The organism is Oscillatoria sp. FACHB-1407 (genome assembly GCF_014697545.1).
GTDB lineage: Bacteria > Cyanobacteriota > Cyanobacteriia > Elainellales > Elainellaceae > FACHB-1407.
On the sequence record NZ_JACJSA010000011.1, the window covers coordinates 119,905 to 136,511 of the forward strand.

At 48.1% G+C, this 16,607-nt stretch carries 12 protein-coding genes; 10 read left to right on the forward strand and 2 right to left on the reverse strand.

All coding sequences use genetic code 11. The features are described 5' to 3' along the window. Window positions 1-86 precede the first annotated feature (86 nt). Window positions 87-3,569 carry an AAA-like domain-containing protein gene (locus H6G89_RS18865; protein WP_190509233.1) on the forward strand — a complete coding sequence of 1,161 codons (3,483 nt, stop codon included), beginning with the start codon at window positions 87-89 and terminating at the stop codon, window positions 3,567-3,569. 4 nt (window positions 3,570-3,573) lie between these two features. Here H6G89_RS18865 and H6G89_RS18870 read toward each other — a convergent pair whose 3' ends face one another. Together H6G89_RS18870 and devC are read right to left on the reverse strand one after the other, a co-directional pair. Next, complete coding sequence (locus H6G89_RS18870; protein ID WP_199336802.1) at window positions 3,574-4,272, reverse strand: ATP-binding cassette domain-containing protein; 699 nt, start codon at window positions 4,270-4,272, stop codon at window positions 3,574-3,576. Between the two features lie 45 nt (window positions 4,273-4,317). Beyond that, window positions 4,318-5,475 (reverse strand): ABC transporter permease DevC, encoded by a 1,158-nt coding sequence (devC, locus tag H6G89_RS18875; RefSeq protein WP_190509237.1) that lies wholly within the window; start codon window positions 5,473-5,475, stop codon window positions 4,318-4,320. A gap of 698 nt (window positions 5,476-6,173) precedes the next feature. On the opposite strand from devC, the gene H6G89_RS18880 reads away from it, so the two are divergent. From H6G89_RS18880 to H6G89_RS18920, 9 genes are all read left to right on the forward strand, one after another. Further along, window positions 6,174-6,866: a hypothetical protein gene (locus tag H6G89_RS18880; protein WP_190509239.1), complete on the forward strand. Its 693-nt coding sequence runs from the start codon at window positions 6,174-6,176 to the stop codon at window positions 6,864-6,866. Between the two features lie 30 nt (window positions 6,867-6,896). Continuing rightward, complete coding sequence (locus H6G89_RS18885; RefSeq protein WP_190509241.1) at window positions 6,897-8,126, forward strand: HlyD family efflux transporter periplasmic adaptor subunit; 1,230 nt, start codon at window positions 6,897-6,899, stop codon at window positions 8,124-8,126. A gap of 77 nt (window positions 8,127-8,203) precedes the next feature. Continuing rightward, window positions 8,204-8,998 (forward strand): hypothetical protein, encoded by a 795-nt coding sequence (locus H6G89_RS18890; protein ID WP_190509243.1) that lies wholly within the window; start codon window positions 8,204-8,206, stop codon window positions 8,996-8,998. Window positions 8,999-9,049: 51 nt separating this feature from the next. Continuing rightward, window positions 9,050-10,984 carry a TolC family protein gene (locus H6G89_RS18895; RefSeq protein WP_190509245.1) on the forward strand — a complete coding sequence of 645 codons (1,935 nt, stop codon included), beginning with the start codon at window positions 9,050-9,052 and terminating at the stop codon, window positions 10,982-10,984. Window positions 10,985-11,022: 38 nt separating this feature from the next. Further along, a complete protein-coding gene (gene rfbC / locus H6G89_RS18900) occupies window positions 11,023-11,568 on the forward strand; it encodes a dTDP-4-dehydrorhamnose 3,5-epimerase (protein WP_190509247.1) in 546 nt (181 codons plus the stop codon). Then, entirely contained in the window at window positions 11,568-12,479 is a 912-nt protein-coding gene (gene rfbD / locus H6G89_RS18905) for a dTDP-4-dehydrorhamnose reductase (protein WP_190509249.1), read from the forward strand. The genes rfbC and rfbD overlap by 1 nt, the downstream gene beginning before the upstream one ends. A 229-nt stretch (window positions 12,480-12,708) precedes the next feature. Beyond that, window positions 12,709-13,785, forward strand: coding sequence for a glucose-1-phosphate thymidylyltransferase (locus H6G89_RS18910; RefSeq protein ID WP_190509251.1), 1,077 nt, complete (start codon window positions 12,709-12,711; stop codon window positions 13,783-13,785). A 41-nt stretch (window positions 13,786-13,826) separates the two neighbouring features. Further along, window positions 13,827-14,906 (forward strand): dTDP-glucose 4,6-dehydratase, encoded by a 1,080-nt coding sequence (gene rfbB / locus H6G89_RS18915; RefSeq protein ID WP_190509253.1) that lies wholly within the window; start codon window positions 13,827-13,829, stop codon window positions 14,904-14,906. Window positions 14,907-15,362: 456 nt separating this feature from the next. Continuing rightward, window positions 15,363-16,607 (forward strand): AAA-like domain-containing protein, encoded by a 1,245-nt coding sequence (locus tag H6G89_RS18920; RefSeq protein WP_242060024.1) that lies wholly within the window; start codon window positions 15,363-15,365, stop codon window positions 16,605-16,607.

A 16,607-nucleotide genomic window follows, 5' to 3' on the forward strand; every position in this document is an offset into this window, starting at 1 on the left:
GGCTGGGGTGCAGACCTCGCACCCTCCTTGTATTAACTGTCTCGACCGTTGCTATACAAGCCATCGTTTTGGTCACGGGTAGCTTCATGACACCGTATGAATATCAAGTTGGAGGCAGTTTAGGACTGACCGCACCCAGTTATGTCGTCCGGCAGGCAGATGAAGAACTGTATGAGGCATTGCTGGCTGGGGAGTTTTGCTACGTCTTCAACAGCCGACAAATGGGTAAATCCAGCTTGCGCGTCTATACCAAACATCGGCTCCAGCAGGCGGGTTTTCGCTGTGCATCGGTTGATATGACCAGCATTGGCAGCGAAACCACAACGGTTGACCAGTGGTATCAAGGGATTGCGGCGGAACTGTGGCGCAGTTTCAATATGCAGGACATGGCTTCCTTTAAAACTCACTGGCAGAACGGTGACGCATTTTCTCCAGTGCAACGGTTGAGCAATTTTATTGAAGACGTCATTCTCAGACAAATCCCTGAGCAGAAAATTTTTATTTTTATTGATGAAATTGATAGCGTTTTAAGTCTCAATTTTCCGGTGGATGATTTCTTTGCGATGTTGCGCTTCTGCCACAACCACCGCTCAGATAATTCGGCTTTTCAGCGACTTTCCTTTGCTCTGTTTGGAGTAGCAACCCCGTCTGGGTTGATCAGCGATCGCACCCGCACTCCCTTCAATATCGGCAGAGCGATCGAACTACACGGTATTCAGTTTAATGAAGCTAAGCCTTTGCTACCGGGACTGGAGCAATGCTGCCTGTATCCTGAAAAAGTTCTAACCGAGATCTTAAATTGGACGAACGGACAACCTTTTCTAACGCAAAAACTGTGTCAACTCGTGGTTCAGGAATATCGCGGCTTAGATGCCACGCTCAGACCTCAATCCTGGATGGATGAGACGGCACTGGTGACGGGTGTGGTGCAGTCCAACATGATTGACAACTGGGAGGCTCAGGACGAACCAGAGCACCTCAAAACGATTCGCGATCGCCTGTTGCGCGATGAAAAGCAAGCGGGCATTGTGTTGGGTTTATATCAGCAGATCTTAGAACAGGGGGCGATCGCAGCGGATGACAGTAGCGAGCAGGTTGAGCTTTTACTATCCGGTTTAGTCGTTAAACAGGACGGGTACTTAAAAGTTAGAAATCGCATTTACGAACGAGTTTTTAACACCCCGTTAATTGAAAAGTATTTGGCAGGGCTACGTCCCTATTCAGCCTTACTGGATGCCTGGATCAAGTCTGACTACCAGGACAGTTCTCGCCTCTTACGGGGACAGGCTTTACAGGATGCTCAAACCTGGGCAGCGCATCATCGCTTAAGCAACTTAGACTATCACTTTCTCGCTGCCAGCCAGATCTTAGAACAAGCCGAACACCAGACCCAACTGGAAGCAGAACGAGCCAGAGCGGTCACTGCACGACTGATTCTAGAGCGCAAAAGTAACAATCGTCAAAAACTGTTGATCGCTATTATTAGCGTTGCGCTGATGCTGGCGATGACGTTTGGTTCAGTAGCATTCGACCAAAATCACAAATTGGCGAACAGCGAACTGCAAGCCAACATTACCTCATCAGAGGCTTTATTTGCCTCCAATCAGCGGTTAGATGCACTGCTCACTGCTCTACGCTCCTGGAAAAAACTGGAGGGATTGAGTAGAACTGATCCATCCACTCGCTTTCGGTTGGATCAGGCACTCCGGCAAGCCGTTTATCGAGCGGAGGAACACAATCGCTTAATTGGCAACGCCATTATCCCTGGTGTAGCCTTCAGCCCCGATGGCACCCAGCTAGCGTCGCCCGGTGCCGACAATACTGTTGTGATTTGGAAAACAGATGGGACGCGGTTGGCAACGCTCAATCGACATCAAAGCTGGGTGAAGGGGGTCGCCTTTAGCCCCGATGGTTCAGTCCTTGCCTCGGCTGGTCTTGATGGCATGATTCACCTCTGGCAACCCGATGGCACCTTTTTACGCACGCTGAAAGGGCATCAATACGGGGTAGAAGCGGTTGCGTTTAGCCCCGATGGTAGCGTGATTGCCTCCGCCGGACAAGATCAAACCATTAAACTCTGGCAACTCAATGGCACTCTGATTCGCACGCTCACAGGACATCAGGATAGCGTGCTGGCGATCGCCTTTAACCCCGATGGTCAGACCCTCGCTTCAGCCAGTCTCGACGGCATGATCAACCTGTGGCGGACGGATGGCACGCTGCTCCGAACGCTAGAGGGGCACCAGGATGGGGTAGAAGCGGTTGCGTTTAGCCCCGATGGTCAAACCCTTGCTTCGGCAGGACACGATCGGATGCTGAAGCTGTGGCGACTAGATGGTACCCTCCTGCACACTATGACAGGGCATGAAGACTGGGTACAGGCGATCGCCTTTAGCCCCACGGGAGAAATGATCGCATCCGCCAGTCGGGATACCACCGTCAAACTGTGGCGATCGGATGGCTCCTACATCCAAACCTTTCAGGGGCACCGAGATCAGATTTTTGGGGTTGCTTTCAATCCCGCAGGCAATATGATCGCATCTGCCAGTCGTGATGGAACGGTGCGCCTCTGGAAATTAGAAGGGAGTTGGCTGAAAGTTTTTCTGGGACACCGCACGGTTGTCATGGCAGTCGATATCAGTGCAGATGGCACCAAAATTGTCTCTGCCAGTGAGGACAACACGATTCGGGTTTGGGATCAATCTGGGCGACAGCTTCATACGATGGTTGATCACAATGGTTTGGCGATCGGAATTTCTATTAATGCAGATGGTACCGAAATTGTGTCAGGTAGCCCGGATGGCTCTGTCAACCTGTGGGATGCCAACCGGGGCACACTGCTCAAACGCATGGAAGGTCATCAGGACAGCGTTTGGGGTATTACCTTTAGCCCGGACGGTCAGACGATCGCCTCCACAAGCCAGGATCACACCGTGAAACTGTGGAGCCTGGATGGAACACTGCTCAGAACGCTGCATGGACACAACGCCGCCGTTTGGCCCGTCGCCTTTAGCCCCGATGGGCAAACCCTGGCAACGGGGAGTTGGGATAAAACAGTGAAGCTGTGGAGTATTGACGGTCGGTTGCTCAAAACGTTGCGTGGACACGACAGCGAGATCAATGACGTTGCCTTTAGTCCGGATGGGCGACTGATTGCATCCGCTGGACACGATCATACGATCAGACTTTGGAACACAGACGGCAAATTGCTCAGAACCATCGAGGGGCATACCAGTGGCGTCAAAGGAGTTACCTTCACTCCCGATGGCCAACACATTCTCTCCGGTAGTTGGGATAAAACGATTCGCTTCTGGACGATTCAAGGTCGCCTTCTGGCATCGTTAAACGCTCATCAAGGTTCAGTCTGGCATCTTGCCCTCAGCGCAGATGGCAAGCGTTTAGCGTCAGCCAGCACGGATAGAACCGTGATTTTATGGAACGTTGATCAAGTGTTGGAAATGAATACCGTTTTACACAATGCTTGTCAGTGGGTTGAAGACTACCTTAAAACCAGCCCAGAGATTTCAGAGAGCGATCGCCATTTGTGCGACAACATGCCAACGGCTTAATGAGTTATTGCCTCTCAGATTCCAAACGACCATCGACTAAGTGAATAATGCGATCAGCAATATCGAGAATGCGGTTGTCGTGAGTCACCATAACAATCGTGCTTTGTTGCTCGGATGCCAGCTTTCTAAATAAATTGACTACATTGCGTCCCGATTGCTGATCCAGAGCAGCCGTTGGCTCATCTGCCAGAATCAGTTGAGGACGATTGACCAGGGCACGGGCGATCGCTACCCGTTGTTTTTGCCCACCTGAGAGAGAATCAGGCTTATAATCCACTCGATGCCCCAGCCCCAACTGTTGCAACATCGCAACTGCCCGCGCCCGTTTTGCAGAAGTATTGCGATGGAGTTGCACAGCCATCTCTACGTTTTGAGTGGCTGTCAATGATTCAAACAAGTTGTGAGCCTGAAAAATAAAACCCATGCGACGGCGCACGTCAACCATCTGAGCATCGTTCATTCCACACAACTCTCGACCCATAACTTGCAGACTCCCCTGCCGCACGCTTCGCAGTGCCCCAATCAAGCTGACCAGCGTCGTTTTACCTGACCCAGACGGGCCTGTCAGAATGACAATTTGTCCTCTGGGAATACTGAGATTGATGTCAAACAACGCCTGCTTGCGGAGTTCGCCCTGCCCAAAATAATAGTTCAAATGGCGAATGTGTACTGCAAGAGTTGGACGATTTGAACGTGCCTGCATTGAAGGCATTCGGTTCTTAAGCATGAGCGATTTATTTGCAAAGAATTAGCCAAACACTTCTGCGGGGTCGGTTGCCTGTACTTTACGAACGGCGATCGCACCCGATATTAAGCACATCAGAACTGTTAACACAAACTGCGTTAATACTCGTTCCACCGTTAGCGCAAACAGCAAGCCTGTTGACTGAGCCGCAAGATGATATAACAATGCGCTTACAAGCAATCCGGGGACAAAACCCAGGATTGAGAGAATCAGTGCCTCTTGCACCACGACACTTAATAGAAACCGATTCGTGTATCCCATCGCTTTCAACGTGGCGTATTCTGACCCGTGATCTGCAATGTCGGTGTAGAGAATTTGATAAACCAACACACTTCCGACTGCAAACCCCATTCCTGATAACAAGGTAAATACAAATCCAATACTCGTGTTAGTTTGCCAATACGTCCGTTCCTGTTGGGCTAATTCGGCTTTTGTTAGAACAAAAACATCATCCGGAAGATGTTGACGCAGGGTTAACACAAACTGATGAATATCAATTCCGGGAATGGTTCTAATTAATCCAATATCAACACCCTCGGTAGCTTGAGGGCGAAACGGTGCAAAGATATTCAGGAACGTCTGTTCACTTGTGATGATATTGCCATCTGCCGACGAAAAATCCGTTCCTAAGGTAAATGCGCCCATCACTTTAATATTGCGTCCTGCCAACTCGGTCGTTACACCTGCCGTTGCCGTTCCGACTTCCTGGCGCGATCGCCGATCCATTAAAACGGTGTTGGTCAACCACAAGCGATCGCGTTGAGTCTGCACCTCCGTAAGATTAAACACTGCATCAGAGGGATTAAAGGCGAGTACGCGCACGGTACGCCCCATCTTGGTCACTGGATTTTTCCAATCAGCCAATTGAATATACAGTGGATAAACTGCCTCCACACCCCCAAAACTTTGGGCTTGATAGAGCCGCTTCAGGGGAAATGTTTCAGCTGCTGCCAGACGCGATCGCAAAGTACTGATAATCACCAGGTCAGCATTCAGGTGTTCAACTAATTGCACCTGACTGTCATACAGTGCGTTCTTAAATCCGGTAAACATAAACATGAGCAGCACTGCAAACGCAACACTCGCCAGCGAAGTCATCAACTGCGCTCGATTGTGAATCAAGTTGAGCCACGCTAACGGGACTTGATGAGTGCTAAACATGCATTCACACCCCCTGGTTTTATTTCCAAACCCTATCTGTGAATAGCAGTACTAAGTAACTGGCAGAATTAAACATCAGAAATTAAATCTTTTATCATCCGCTGTGTGGGCAGAAGGTTCTTTGGATTTCATATTAAATTGGCTCTACGTGCTTAAAAAGAACTGTGTCCACCTATGAGCTTTCGTTCGTAATCTGATCAATACAGTACAGAACTGCTAATCTTCATCCAATCTAAATGGATTTTTAGAAGGTTGTCCAGAACAAAAGTTAGTTAAAAGTAAGGTTTCAATATTACATGATCAAACAGGTAATATTACTTTTTTGGAGGTTGCTCTACTAGAATGTAAGTGACTGTAAGGTAAGTATCATATCTCAGAATCTCAACACACTTCCAACCAGTCAAAAACCAGACTCAAGTTATTCTAAATTGACTAAAGATTATAACAATGGGTTCCAAAGAATTCTTTTGTCAAAAATAGATTTGTTATAGTGATTTTGAAAGTGATGGTAAGAACTGATATGCAGTTGGGTATAACTAAGTTGGACATCTCAACAGTAGCAAAATAGAGATGTTTGAAGAGTTATAGAAAGCATTGATTTTAAGCATGGGGTGCTCAAGATTAGCTCTTCGTATTTCCCTCGTCTTGCAGCGTAACGAGATATTCCACTCACCTCACAAGCTTTTGAAGGCAAATCTATGCTATCCAGGCGACTACTTGCCTCCCATTTCGATCGCTTCGATGAACTGCTTTGTAATCAGGGCACCTTTCAACCTACCACCCATTCCTCAATATCTCTAACAAAGGCTAAAAGCCAGCTAAACCAAGGCTATCCACCAACCCACTCGCAATCTACAACATCCAATGATGTTGAACCAGTTGCATACAATGCAAAAGACAAAATCGTGGGTTATCTCTCACTTCTAGAATCATTTATGGATATTCTGGAGCAAAATCTGAAACGGAATTTAGTGTTTCAGGCTGAAACTGAAATTGGCACGGATCTGGTCAATCAAGCAGAAAAGTTTCTCTCACACCATACTCACCGTTCTACATCAGAAGAGAATATCAGCATTATTCACTCTGTAGCCTCTGTTGTATTGGTGAGTGCTGTTTTAGAGCGCATCCTGCGACTGCTAGGGCGAGAAAAGCTTCAATCAATGTCAATATATGGCGCGGATGACTTTGAGCAACTCAATCACCTCATCAATGGTTTGGAAGATGTCAAAGTGATTGATTCATCAACCGCTCAACAGATTTGTTTCTGGTTGAGTTTACGAGAAAAAGTGGTGATGAATCAGCCAGAACAACTTGATCCGGCTGATATTCAACACATGATTGGAGGCACTCGCACCTTACTGGAAACCGTTGTTAAACCTGCATTTACTTAAGAGCCTAATTATTCCAGGAGCAAAACCAGCATGAGCCGTCAAGGATCTGTACAACTCAAGCCACTTCATCAAAAAATCGGGCAAACCCTTGGATTTGTTTTAGCCATCACGACTGGGGTTGGCGGAGGATTGACGGTGTTGCAGTGGCGATCGCTGCAACAGGCTCCCGTTCCAGTGACGGCAGACATCCCCTCTGAACCAACGGTCGTTGTGGCGTTGGGACGAATCGAGCCAGAAGGCGAGGTGATTAACGTTGCAGGTTTAACGGGCGAGAAGGTTAAGGAGCTTTTTGTTGAAGAGGGAGATGTTGTTGAGAAGGGCAGCGTTTTAGCTCATTTAGATGCCTATAATGAGCGGTTAGCCGAGCGCAACTATGCCGAAAGCCAATTAATTGAGGCACGGAATCAGTTACGGGCTGAAACTCGCTTTGGCCAAGCTCAAATTCAGGAAGCACGGACTCGTTTACAGCAGGTCGATCGCCCCCAATCCCTGCAAATCCAGGCTCAACAGGATGCTGTGGATCAAGCGAGAGCACAACTCGATCTGGCAGAAATTAACTTAACCCGCTATCAGAACTTGTATCAGCAGGGGGCAATTCCTCGGATTCAACTCGATGAACAAATGACTAAAGTGCGGGATGCTCAGGAAACGTTGAGCCGCGCTCAAACCACGATGGCTCAATACATTGCTCAACAAAATACTGCCGTTAACAATGCGATCGCTCAGGTTGGCTCTGCCCAAACTAATCTGGCGCGATCGCAACTACAAACTCAAGTTGAGGTGGCTGCCCGTAACTTACAACTGGCAGAGGAACGGTTAGAGCGCACCATTATTCGATCACCCCGGCAGGGTCAGGTGCTCAACGTCATCACTGATCCGGGTGAAACAATTAGTGATCAGGGCATCTTACAAATGGGCGATACTCGCCAGATGTATGTGATTGCCGAAGTTGATGAAGCCAATATCGGTTTGGTTGCTGTAGGACAACGAGCCACCATTAGCGATCGCAACGGTACTCTTGAAACGCCTCTAACGGGGCAGGTCGATAGAATTGGCAGACAGGTTTTAAGGAATCAAGCGTTGGATAGTGACCCGACTGCCAATGTGGATAGGCGCATTATTGAAGTCCGAATTCGACTCGACCAGAGTAACGCTGTTGCAGCACTCACCAATCTCCAAGTGGATGCTGAGATTCAAGTGAGAGAGCCTGTTCACTCACCAGAGCAAGAAGTAAACAGGACTGATAACACGGTTCCTTAGGCGAACGGAGCGGCCCACTTGAAACATAAACAGTTGAGCATGGTGTGCAGCAATCTCATATTAAGTGAAGCAATCCTATGGCAACGACAGCACTTTCTGAAGACATAAAACAAGATATGGCAAGCATCGATGGCACACCAGCCAATCACTTTAGTGATGCCTTTGATAGTTCTTTTAATGATGTATCAGATGAAGAATTTGTAACGGATACCCCTGAACAAACATCCCTATTTCTAGCTGCAAAACTGACTGCCACCAGCATAGTGAGTTTGATGGCAACCTGTGGTATTGGCTCTTTGCTGACCAATCAAACCACTGTCCAGGTCAATCCTGTCGTTGAACCTGCCACCTCACCTGACATCACAGCCCCAACTCCAGATCGCCGCACTCCTACAGCAGCGATCGCCCAACCTACCGTTCCTACCATACCAGAACCTTCTAACTCAGTTGAGTTTTCCTCGTCTCAGAAAACTCAGCAATTAGTGGAAAGTACTTTGACTGAATACCACGCACTACTGCAAGACAGCCTGACAACAAATCCCCCTGCTATAAGACCTGCACCACCAGTGTCCACCTCTCCTCAACGTGTAGAAAGCCTCTCAAGTGACGCACCAGATCAACTACGTCAACCGGAATTAAATGCTGCAATTACAACTACCCAAACTGCATCACCTACTATTCCACCTGCTTTAGCAACGCCATCTCCTGAAGTCCCTCCTCCGCTTGCATCTGCCGAACTTACATCCCCCGAACTGATATCGCCTGAACTGATGCCTCCCAATACCACATCCTCCAATGCGATTTCTCCCGATCTACCATCTGTCTCAGCTAAACCTCCATCATTGAAGTTCTTTCCGCATCCCCCGAACTGATACACCCTGGTGAGGTGCGGTGATTGAAACGCATCCAGACTCTAGAGCCATATGAACAGACACATTTCCTATCCACTTATCGCTATTGGTATTGGTACCTTCATCACCACTGCTCCTTCCAGATCTGCTGATGCGCTTCCATCACCCAATGTCTCTTCTAGTGATGAGGATGCTGTATCTATCTCAGCAAAGCGATTGGTTGCAACAGAGACTCAATCTCGTGTTGAGCAACACACACCAGAAAGAATGGTTGAGAGAATATATCCTGTTTCTTTTACGAATGAAATATCTTTCTATCCTGCTGAATTTATAGTCGAAGGATCTGTTCGGTTAACAAGGCTCACATCACAGTCTGCACGAGAGTCAACAGAAGTCATTATAGAAAAACCAACAGGGGCGATCGCCCCCGGTGAAGTACCACCGATGAGAAAAGTGGGTTCTGCCATTGAAAGTGATCCAATCCTTGAAACAGTTCAATCTGTAGAAAATCAAGCCATTGAGACAGCACAACCCATTGATGAAGCAACTCCCACGATTGAATCTGACACGATTGAATCTGACACTATTGAAGCTAATACTGTTGAAGCTAATACCGTTGAATCTGACACTATTGAATCTGAGAGTTCTGCATCCACACCTCTCGATCCTGATAGCAATCCCCTCTTTGTCCCAACTCAACCCGAACAGGTGCGAATTGTTGACACCCAAGCCATCACCCTGGAACAGGCTGTGGAGTTAGCGTTTCGGAATAATCCCGAATTGCAAATTGCTACTCTGGAGTTGACGAGAAATCAAGCGGCTGTACGAGAAGCCAGAGCAGCCCTGTTACCGACCCTTGATTTTCGGTCAGGTTTGACAATTCAAGAAACTCAGGAAAATAGCTTAACCGACCAACTATCCCAACTTCTTCCGGAGCAAGATCAACCAGAACAGGACGACGCAGATATTAACGTGCAAGGCACGCTGCGGCTTGATTACGATCTCTACACGGGTGGGCGGCGATCGGCTTTAATTCGTGCGGCGGAGGCTAGAGTCCGTTTGCAGGAGCTACAGGTGGAGGTGGTTTCTGAACAGTTACGCCTGGATGTAACTTCAGATTACTACGACCTGCAAGAGGCAGATGAGCAAGTCCGCATTGCCAGAGCCTCGCTGGTAGAGGCACAGCAGAACTTACGAGATACTCAAGCACTCGAACAGGCGGGAGTCGGAACCCGTTTTGATGTGTTGCAATCTGAGGTGAATCTTGCCAACATTCAGCAGGAACTCACTCAAGCATTGAGTGTTCAACGCACTGCACAACGCCAGTTAGCCCAACGACTCAATCTCGCTTCTCAAGTTGACATTGCCACGGCTGATCCCATAGCACCGACAGAAGCCTGGGAGTTGAGCCTGGAGGATAGCATCGTGCTGTCCTTTCAAAATCGAGCAGAACTGCAACAACAACTGTTGCAACGGGAGATCAATCAGGAACAGCGACGGGTGGAACTGGCGCAAAACCGTCCTCAAGTGTCGTTATTTGCTCAATACGATGTGTCTGATGTCCTGAATCGGGATGAAGACGTTGATGGAACCTATAGTTTTGGAGTGCAGATGAGCTGGCAATTGTTCGATGGGGGTGCATCCAGGGCAAGAGCCGATCAATCGGAGACAGACATTCTCATTGCAGAACAACGATTTGCAGATACACGCAATCAAATTCGGTTTCAAGTTGAAGAGGCATTCCTGTCTTTACAAGCCAACCAAAACAACATTAATACAGCTCAATTGGCGATCGCCCAGGCAACAGAAGCGTTGCGGTTAGCACGTTTGCGGTTTCAAGCAGGGGTGGGGACGCAGACGGATGTGTTGCGATCGCAGACGGAGTTAACGCGAGCACAGGTCAATTTGCTACGGGCAACCCTGGGCTACAACCGATCGCTGGTTACCTTGAGACGAGCCGTCAATTATTCAAGGCAGTCTCCGCGTCCCCAAGTTGTCACGATTTAGTAACTCATTTGAACATTTGCAGAATCTCAGAGGTTGAGATGATTGTAATTTCTACTGTTATTCCCGATGTTTTAGTGATTGAACCTAGAGTCTTTGAAGATGAGCGTGGATTCTTTTTGGAAAGCTTTAATCAAAGCAAATTTTTAGAAAGAACTGGGCTCAACTTCACCTTTGTTCAAGACAACCATTCACGCTCAACACAACATGTTTTGCGTGGCTTACATTATCAAATTCAACATCCTCAGGGAAAACTCGTTCGTGTCGTCGTGGGAGAAATTTTAGATGTGGCAGTTGATATTCGTCGCAGTTCTCCCACCTTTGGGCAATGGGTCAGTTGTGTTTTAAGTGCTGAGAACAAACGTCAGTTGTGGGTGCCCCCCGGTATGGCTCACGGGTTTTTAGTGATGTCAGAGGTGGCTGAAGTGTTGTACAAAACTACCGATTATTATGCCCCTCAATACGAACGCAGCATTGTATGGAATGACCCAGACTTAGCGATCGCCTGGAACCTTACGACATCCCCGATTCTGTCTCCTAAAGACAAAAACGCAGTCCCTTTGAAAGATGCTGAGGTGTATGTGTGATGCGGATTCTTTTAATAGGTAAACATGGGCAGTTGGGGCATGATCTGCTCCCGGTGTTAATGGCTGTGGGGGAAGTGCGTGCCGTTGGGCGAGAAACGCTAGATCTCGAAAATCTATCTGCGATTTGTCAGCTTCTCAAGCAGATTCGCCCCACGATCATTGTGAATACGGCAGCGTACACGGCGGTCGATCGCGCTGAAATTGACTTAGAACGGGCGAATGCTATCAATGGTATAGCCCCAACCGTGATGGCTGAAGTTGCCCAAAATCTTGGCTCGGCTCTAATTCACATTTCTACTGACTATGTGTTTGATGGGAAGAAAAACACGCCCTATCTAGAAGACGACATTACCAAACCGATCAACGCCTATGGTCAATCCAAACTGTTAGGCGAACAAGGGGTGCGACAGATGTGCGATCGCCATGCGATTTTGCGAACAGCCTGGGTCTATGGAGCCAATAGCAAAGGCAACTTTGTCAAAACGATGTTGCGATTAGGAGCCGAACGGGAGGAGGTGTCAGTGGTGATGGATCAGGTGGGTTGTCCGACCTGGACGGGCGATCTGGCTCAGGCGATCGCTCAATTTGCCTTTCACCTCCGTCCTGACTCGCCCAACCCGCCAATCGGCATCTATCACTACACCAATAGTGGTGCGATTAGCTGGTATGACTTCGCAGTTGCCATATTTGAAGAAGCGGCGTTAATGGGCTTTCCACTTAAAATCCAACGGGTCATCCCAATCTCCAGTGCGGACTATCCCAGTCCAACGGTTCGCCCTGCCTATTCCGTTCTGTCGGGTCACAAAACATCTGCTCGTTTGGGTAGCCCTGCTCCTTATTGGCGGCACTCGCTACGCCAGATGCTCAAACAACTGTCCAAAGCATTCTATAGCACCTCCCAGGCGAGTTAAGGAATGTCGGAGTTCCCCTATGCCCCCATCCTCACGATCCCCTTGCTTGCTCTAGCCAACATGCCATTTTCGGCGTTGCTGAATGCAAATACGATTCTCGAAACCTGACCGCTGCTGTGCGGGTGTTTCGCGAAACGCTCCTCCGAAATTCATATGTTGGATCAGCAACACCCAATTTCAACAACACCCAATTATTGATGTCTACTGCTCTTTCCCTCATGGAACCCTTATGAAAGCAATCATTCTCGCTGGTGGCAAAGGAACACGACTTCGCCCCCTCACGTACACGGGGGCAAAGCAACTGGTGCCAGTCGCTAACAAACCCATCCTCTGGTATGGCATTGAGGACTTAGTCGCCGCAGGCATTGTAGATATCGGGATCATTATCAGCCCTGAAACGGGGGCAGAGGTTCAGGCAAAAACGGGAAGTGGAGAGCGGTTTGGGGCAAACATTACCTACATCCTTCAGGATCAACCTGCCGGGTTAGCCCATGCTGTCAAAGTCGCGCAGCCTTTCCTGGGAGATTCGCCATTCATCATGTATCTGGGTGATAACTTGGTGCAAAGCGACCTCACTATTTTTCTGGATGAGTTTAAATCTAAACATCTGGACGCACTAACCCTGTTGTGCCCTGTGGTTAACCCGACTGCCTTTGGAGTTGCCAGAATAGACGAAAAAGGACGGGTCTTACAACTGATCGAGAAACCCAAAGACCCTCCCTCAAATTTGGCGTTAGTTGGCGTTTATCTCTTCAATGCGACGATTCATGGGGCGATCGCCAACATTCAGCCCTCCGCCCGTGGAGAACTGGAGATCACCGACGCAATTCAATACTTAATTGAGCACAACCACAACGTAGAAGCCCGACAGATACAAGGTTGGTGGCTTGATACCGGAAAGAAGGACGACTTGCTAGAAGCGAATCGGGTAATTTTAGACACTTGCCTGGTCACTGCCAATGATGGTGAGGTGGATGACAGCAGCCAGATCATTGGACGAGTACAGATTGGCAAAAACACAAAGGTTATCAGCTCCATCATTCGAGGTCCGGTGGTGATTGGGGAGAATTGTCACATTGAGAACTGCTTTATCGGTCCCTACAGTAGTATTGCGGATGAGGTGGCACTGATCCACGCCGACCTGGAACACAGTGTTTTGCTAGAAGGTGCAAACGTGACGGGCGTTCGTCACCGCATTGTCGATAGCTTAATCGGGCGACGAGCCCAAATTAAAGAAGCTCCTCAACGCCCTAAAGCGTTGCGATTCATGATTGGAGATGACAGTCAAATCGAAATGATTGAATGATTTGTGTTTGGCTGAACGTGACTCAAACTACTTAGAACGCTATGACCCTTGCACAAAGGCAACCCCACACCATTCTGATCACAGGCGGAGCAGGATTTATCGGCTCCAACTTTGTTCACTACTGGTGCAACCACTATCCGGGCGATCGCGTCATCGTGCTCGATGCACTGACCTACGCTGGTAATCTCAACAACTTAACAGATTTAGACACCCGTCCCAATTTCCGATTTGTCAAGGGGAATATTTGCGATCGCCCCCTTGTCAGCCAACTTCTCACGGAAGAAGCCATCGATACGGTGGTACACTTCGCCGCAGAGTCGCACGTCGATCGCTCCATCTTGGGACCAGATGCGTTTATCCAAACCAATGTCGTCGGGACATTCACGTTGCTAGAAAGCTTTCGGCATCACTGGGTAGAACGGGGTAAGCCAGAGGGCGATCGCTTCCTCCATATCTCAACCGATGAGGTCTACGGCAGTTTAGGGTCAACTGATTCCGCCTTCAACGAAAGAACAGCCTATGCTCCCAATAGCCCCTACTCTGCCTCGAAAGCAGGCAGCGATCACCTGGTGCGGGCTTACTTCCATACCTATGGAATGCCGACCCTCATTACCAACTGCTCCAACAACTACGGTCCTTACCACTTTCCCGAAAAGTTGATTCCCCTGATGTGCATCAACATTCTGCTGGGAAAACCTCTGCCCGTGTATGGAGATGGGCAGAATATCCGGGATTGGCTCTATGTAGAAGACCATTGCAGCGCATTGGATCGAGTTCTGCACCACAGTCCTCCGGGGGAGACTTACACCATCGGTGGTAACAACGAAGTCAAAAACATTGACCTGGTGACAATGATCTGTAATCTGATGGATGAATTATCACCAGAGTTGCCTGTCCATCCGGCAAAGCAATTGATCACCTTTGTCAAAGATCGCCCAGGGCACGATCGCCGCTACGCCATTGACTCCACCAAACTGCGAACTCAGTTAAATTGGCAACCCTCTGTTACCTTAGAGGAGGGATTACGCCGCACTGTGCAGTGGTATTTGACAAATTCTAATTGGTGGCAACCCTTACTATCGGAGGAATATCAGGCATATTACAAAACCGTGTATACCTGATGTTATAGGTGTTCAAATTAACCAATTTCACCAATTATCCTGAGCAACCAGCATTTCGCCTGAAATAAGGTTTGAGTTTAATCAGAGCATTTACCTTACTAAGCTATAGTCTTACGCACATACGTTAGAGAAAAGGGGTTATGGGATTTGCCCTAGCCAGGACTTCCACCCCTGTACCCCGTCCTCATACGGATGAGTACGGCTATATGTATCAGATTAAACAGTTCAAAAAGAACATGGATGACCAACTCTAATCCAGCCTGTGCTGGATTTGCTCCTCCCTAACCCTCCTTTAAGGGGAGGGGATCGGAGCGGAACTCCCTGTCCTGGCAGAGATGATTATAGCTACATCGGGAAAACTTTAGGTGCGAGTTTTACGTTTTTATGGTTGTTGAAGAGGCATTGGTTATTGTTGATAAGTTGTTATCGCCAAATCATTTAAGCTCTGTGCAAGAAATGATTTTACGCAAATGTTGGGAAGGGCGAACCTATGACGAAATTGCGGTCAGTTCTCGCTACACGCCCGACTACATTCGTGTGGCAGGTTCACAACTGTGGCAAATGCTTTCTGAAGCGACGGGTGCTAAAGTCACAAAACATAACTTGCGCTCTAGCTTAATTCGCTGGCAACACAACCAGACTCAAACCCTCAAGCATGAATTTCAACCCTACACAGGCGAAGTGCCTGAAGGTCCAGTCCCATTGGAGTCTCAATTCTATATTGAACGTTTACCACTGGAAGGGCGTTGTCGTGAAGAACTGGCTAAACCCGGTTCTCTGATTCGGATCAAAGCACCCGGTCAGTGGGGAAAAACTTCGATGATGATGAGACTGTTAACTCATGCGAAGTCTCTCGACTATCAAATTGTACGATTAAACTTTCAACAAATTGACTGGACACTCTTGTCGGATCTGAATCGCTTCATGCGATGGTTTTGTGTTTATTTAACGCAACAGCTTCAGCTAGAAACAAAACTGGATGACTATTGGGATGCTGATCTGGGAAGTAAGGTGAGCTGTACAAATTATCTGCAATATTACCTGTTACCCCAGCTTCAATCTAACTTTTTATTAGCGATCGATGAAATGCATCGTATCTTTGAAGCTTCTGCGGTGGCGCGTGATTTTTTGCCTTTGCTGCGATTTTGGTATGAGGAAGCAAAACAGCAGGAGATCTGGAAGAAGCTTCGTATCATCGTAGCCTATTCTACCGAAACGTTTATCCCACTCAACCTCAACCAATCCCCGTTTAATGTGGGTTTACCAGCCATCCTGCCAGAGTTCAGTCTGGAGCAAATTGCAGAATTAGCGCGTCGCTACGGCATTGAGTGGATGAGCAATGAGACGAAAACAAAAGATTTAACGGCTCTGCAAAACATCACTCAGGGACATCCCTATCTCGTGCGACTTGCCCTCTATAAACTGGCACAAAAAGAGGTAAGTTTCGGGCGTTTAATTCAGGAGGCAACAACAGAAGCTGGAATCTACAGTGATTATCTCCGTAGCCGATTGATCATTCTACAAACTCAGCCTGAATTGGGGCAGGCATTTAAGAAGATTGCTGCGATCGACCATCCAACTACGATTGAGCCGTTACTTGCATACAAATTATCAAGCCTGGGGTTAGTCAAACATTTGGGAAATGAAGTGTTACCCAGTTGTGAATTGTATCGTTTTTACTTCCGCGATCGCCTCCGTTAA

Excerpts from the sequence above, each read along its gene's own strand:
- H6G89_RS18920 (WP_242060024.1), top strand. The coding sequence starts at position 15,363 with ATGATTTTACGCAAATGTTGGGAAGGGCGAACCTATGACGAAATTGCG.
- H6G89_RS18870 (WP_199336802.1), bottom strand. The coding sequence starts at position 4,272 with ATGCAGGCACGTTCAAATCGTCCAACTCTTGCAGTACACATTCGCCAT.
- rfbB (WP_190509253.1), top strand. The coding sequence starts at position 13,827 with ATGACCCTTGCACAAAGGCAACCCCACACCATTCTGATCACAGGCGGA.
- H6G89_RS18910 (WP_190509251.1), top strand. The coding sequence starts at position 12,709 with ATGAAAGCAATCATTCTCGCTGGTGGCAAAGGAACACGACTTCGCCCC.
- H6G89_RS18880 (WP_190509239.1), top strand. The coding sequence starts at position 6,174 with ATGCTATCCAGGCGACTACTTGCCTCCCATTTCGATCGCTTCGATGAA.
- H6G89_RS18890 (WP_190509243.1), top strand. The coding sequence starts at position 8,204 with ATGGCAACGACAGCACTTTCTGAAGACATAAAACAAGATATGGCAAGC.
- devC (WP_190509237.1), bottom strand. The coding sequence starts at position 5,475 with ATGTTTAGCACTCATCAAGTCCCGTTAGCGTGGCTCAACTTGATTCAC.
- H6G89_RS18865 (WP_190509233.1), top strand. The coding sequence starts at position 87 with ATGACACCGTATGAATATCAAGTTGGAGGCAGTTTAGGACTGACCGCA.
- H6G89_RS18895 (WP_190509245.1), top strand. The coding sequence starts at position 9,050 with ATGAACAGACACATTTCCTATCCACTTATCGCTATTGGTATTGGTACC.
- rfbD (WP_190509249.1), top strand. The coding sequence starts at position 11,568 with ATGCGGATTCTTTTAATAGGTAAACATGGGCAGTTGGGGCATGATCTG.
- H6G89_RS18885 (WP_190509241.1), top strand. The coding sequence starts at position 6,897 with ATGAGCCGTCAAGGATCTGTACAACTCAAGCCACTTCATCAAAAAATC.
- rfbC (WP_190509247.1), top strand. The coding sequence starts at position 11,023 with ATGATTGTAATTTCTACTGTTATTCCCGATGTTTTAGTGATTGAACCT.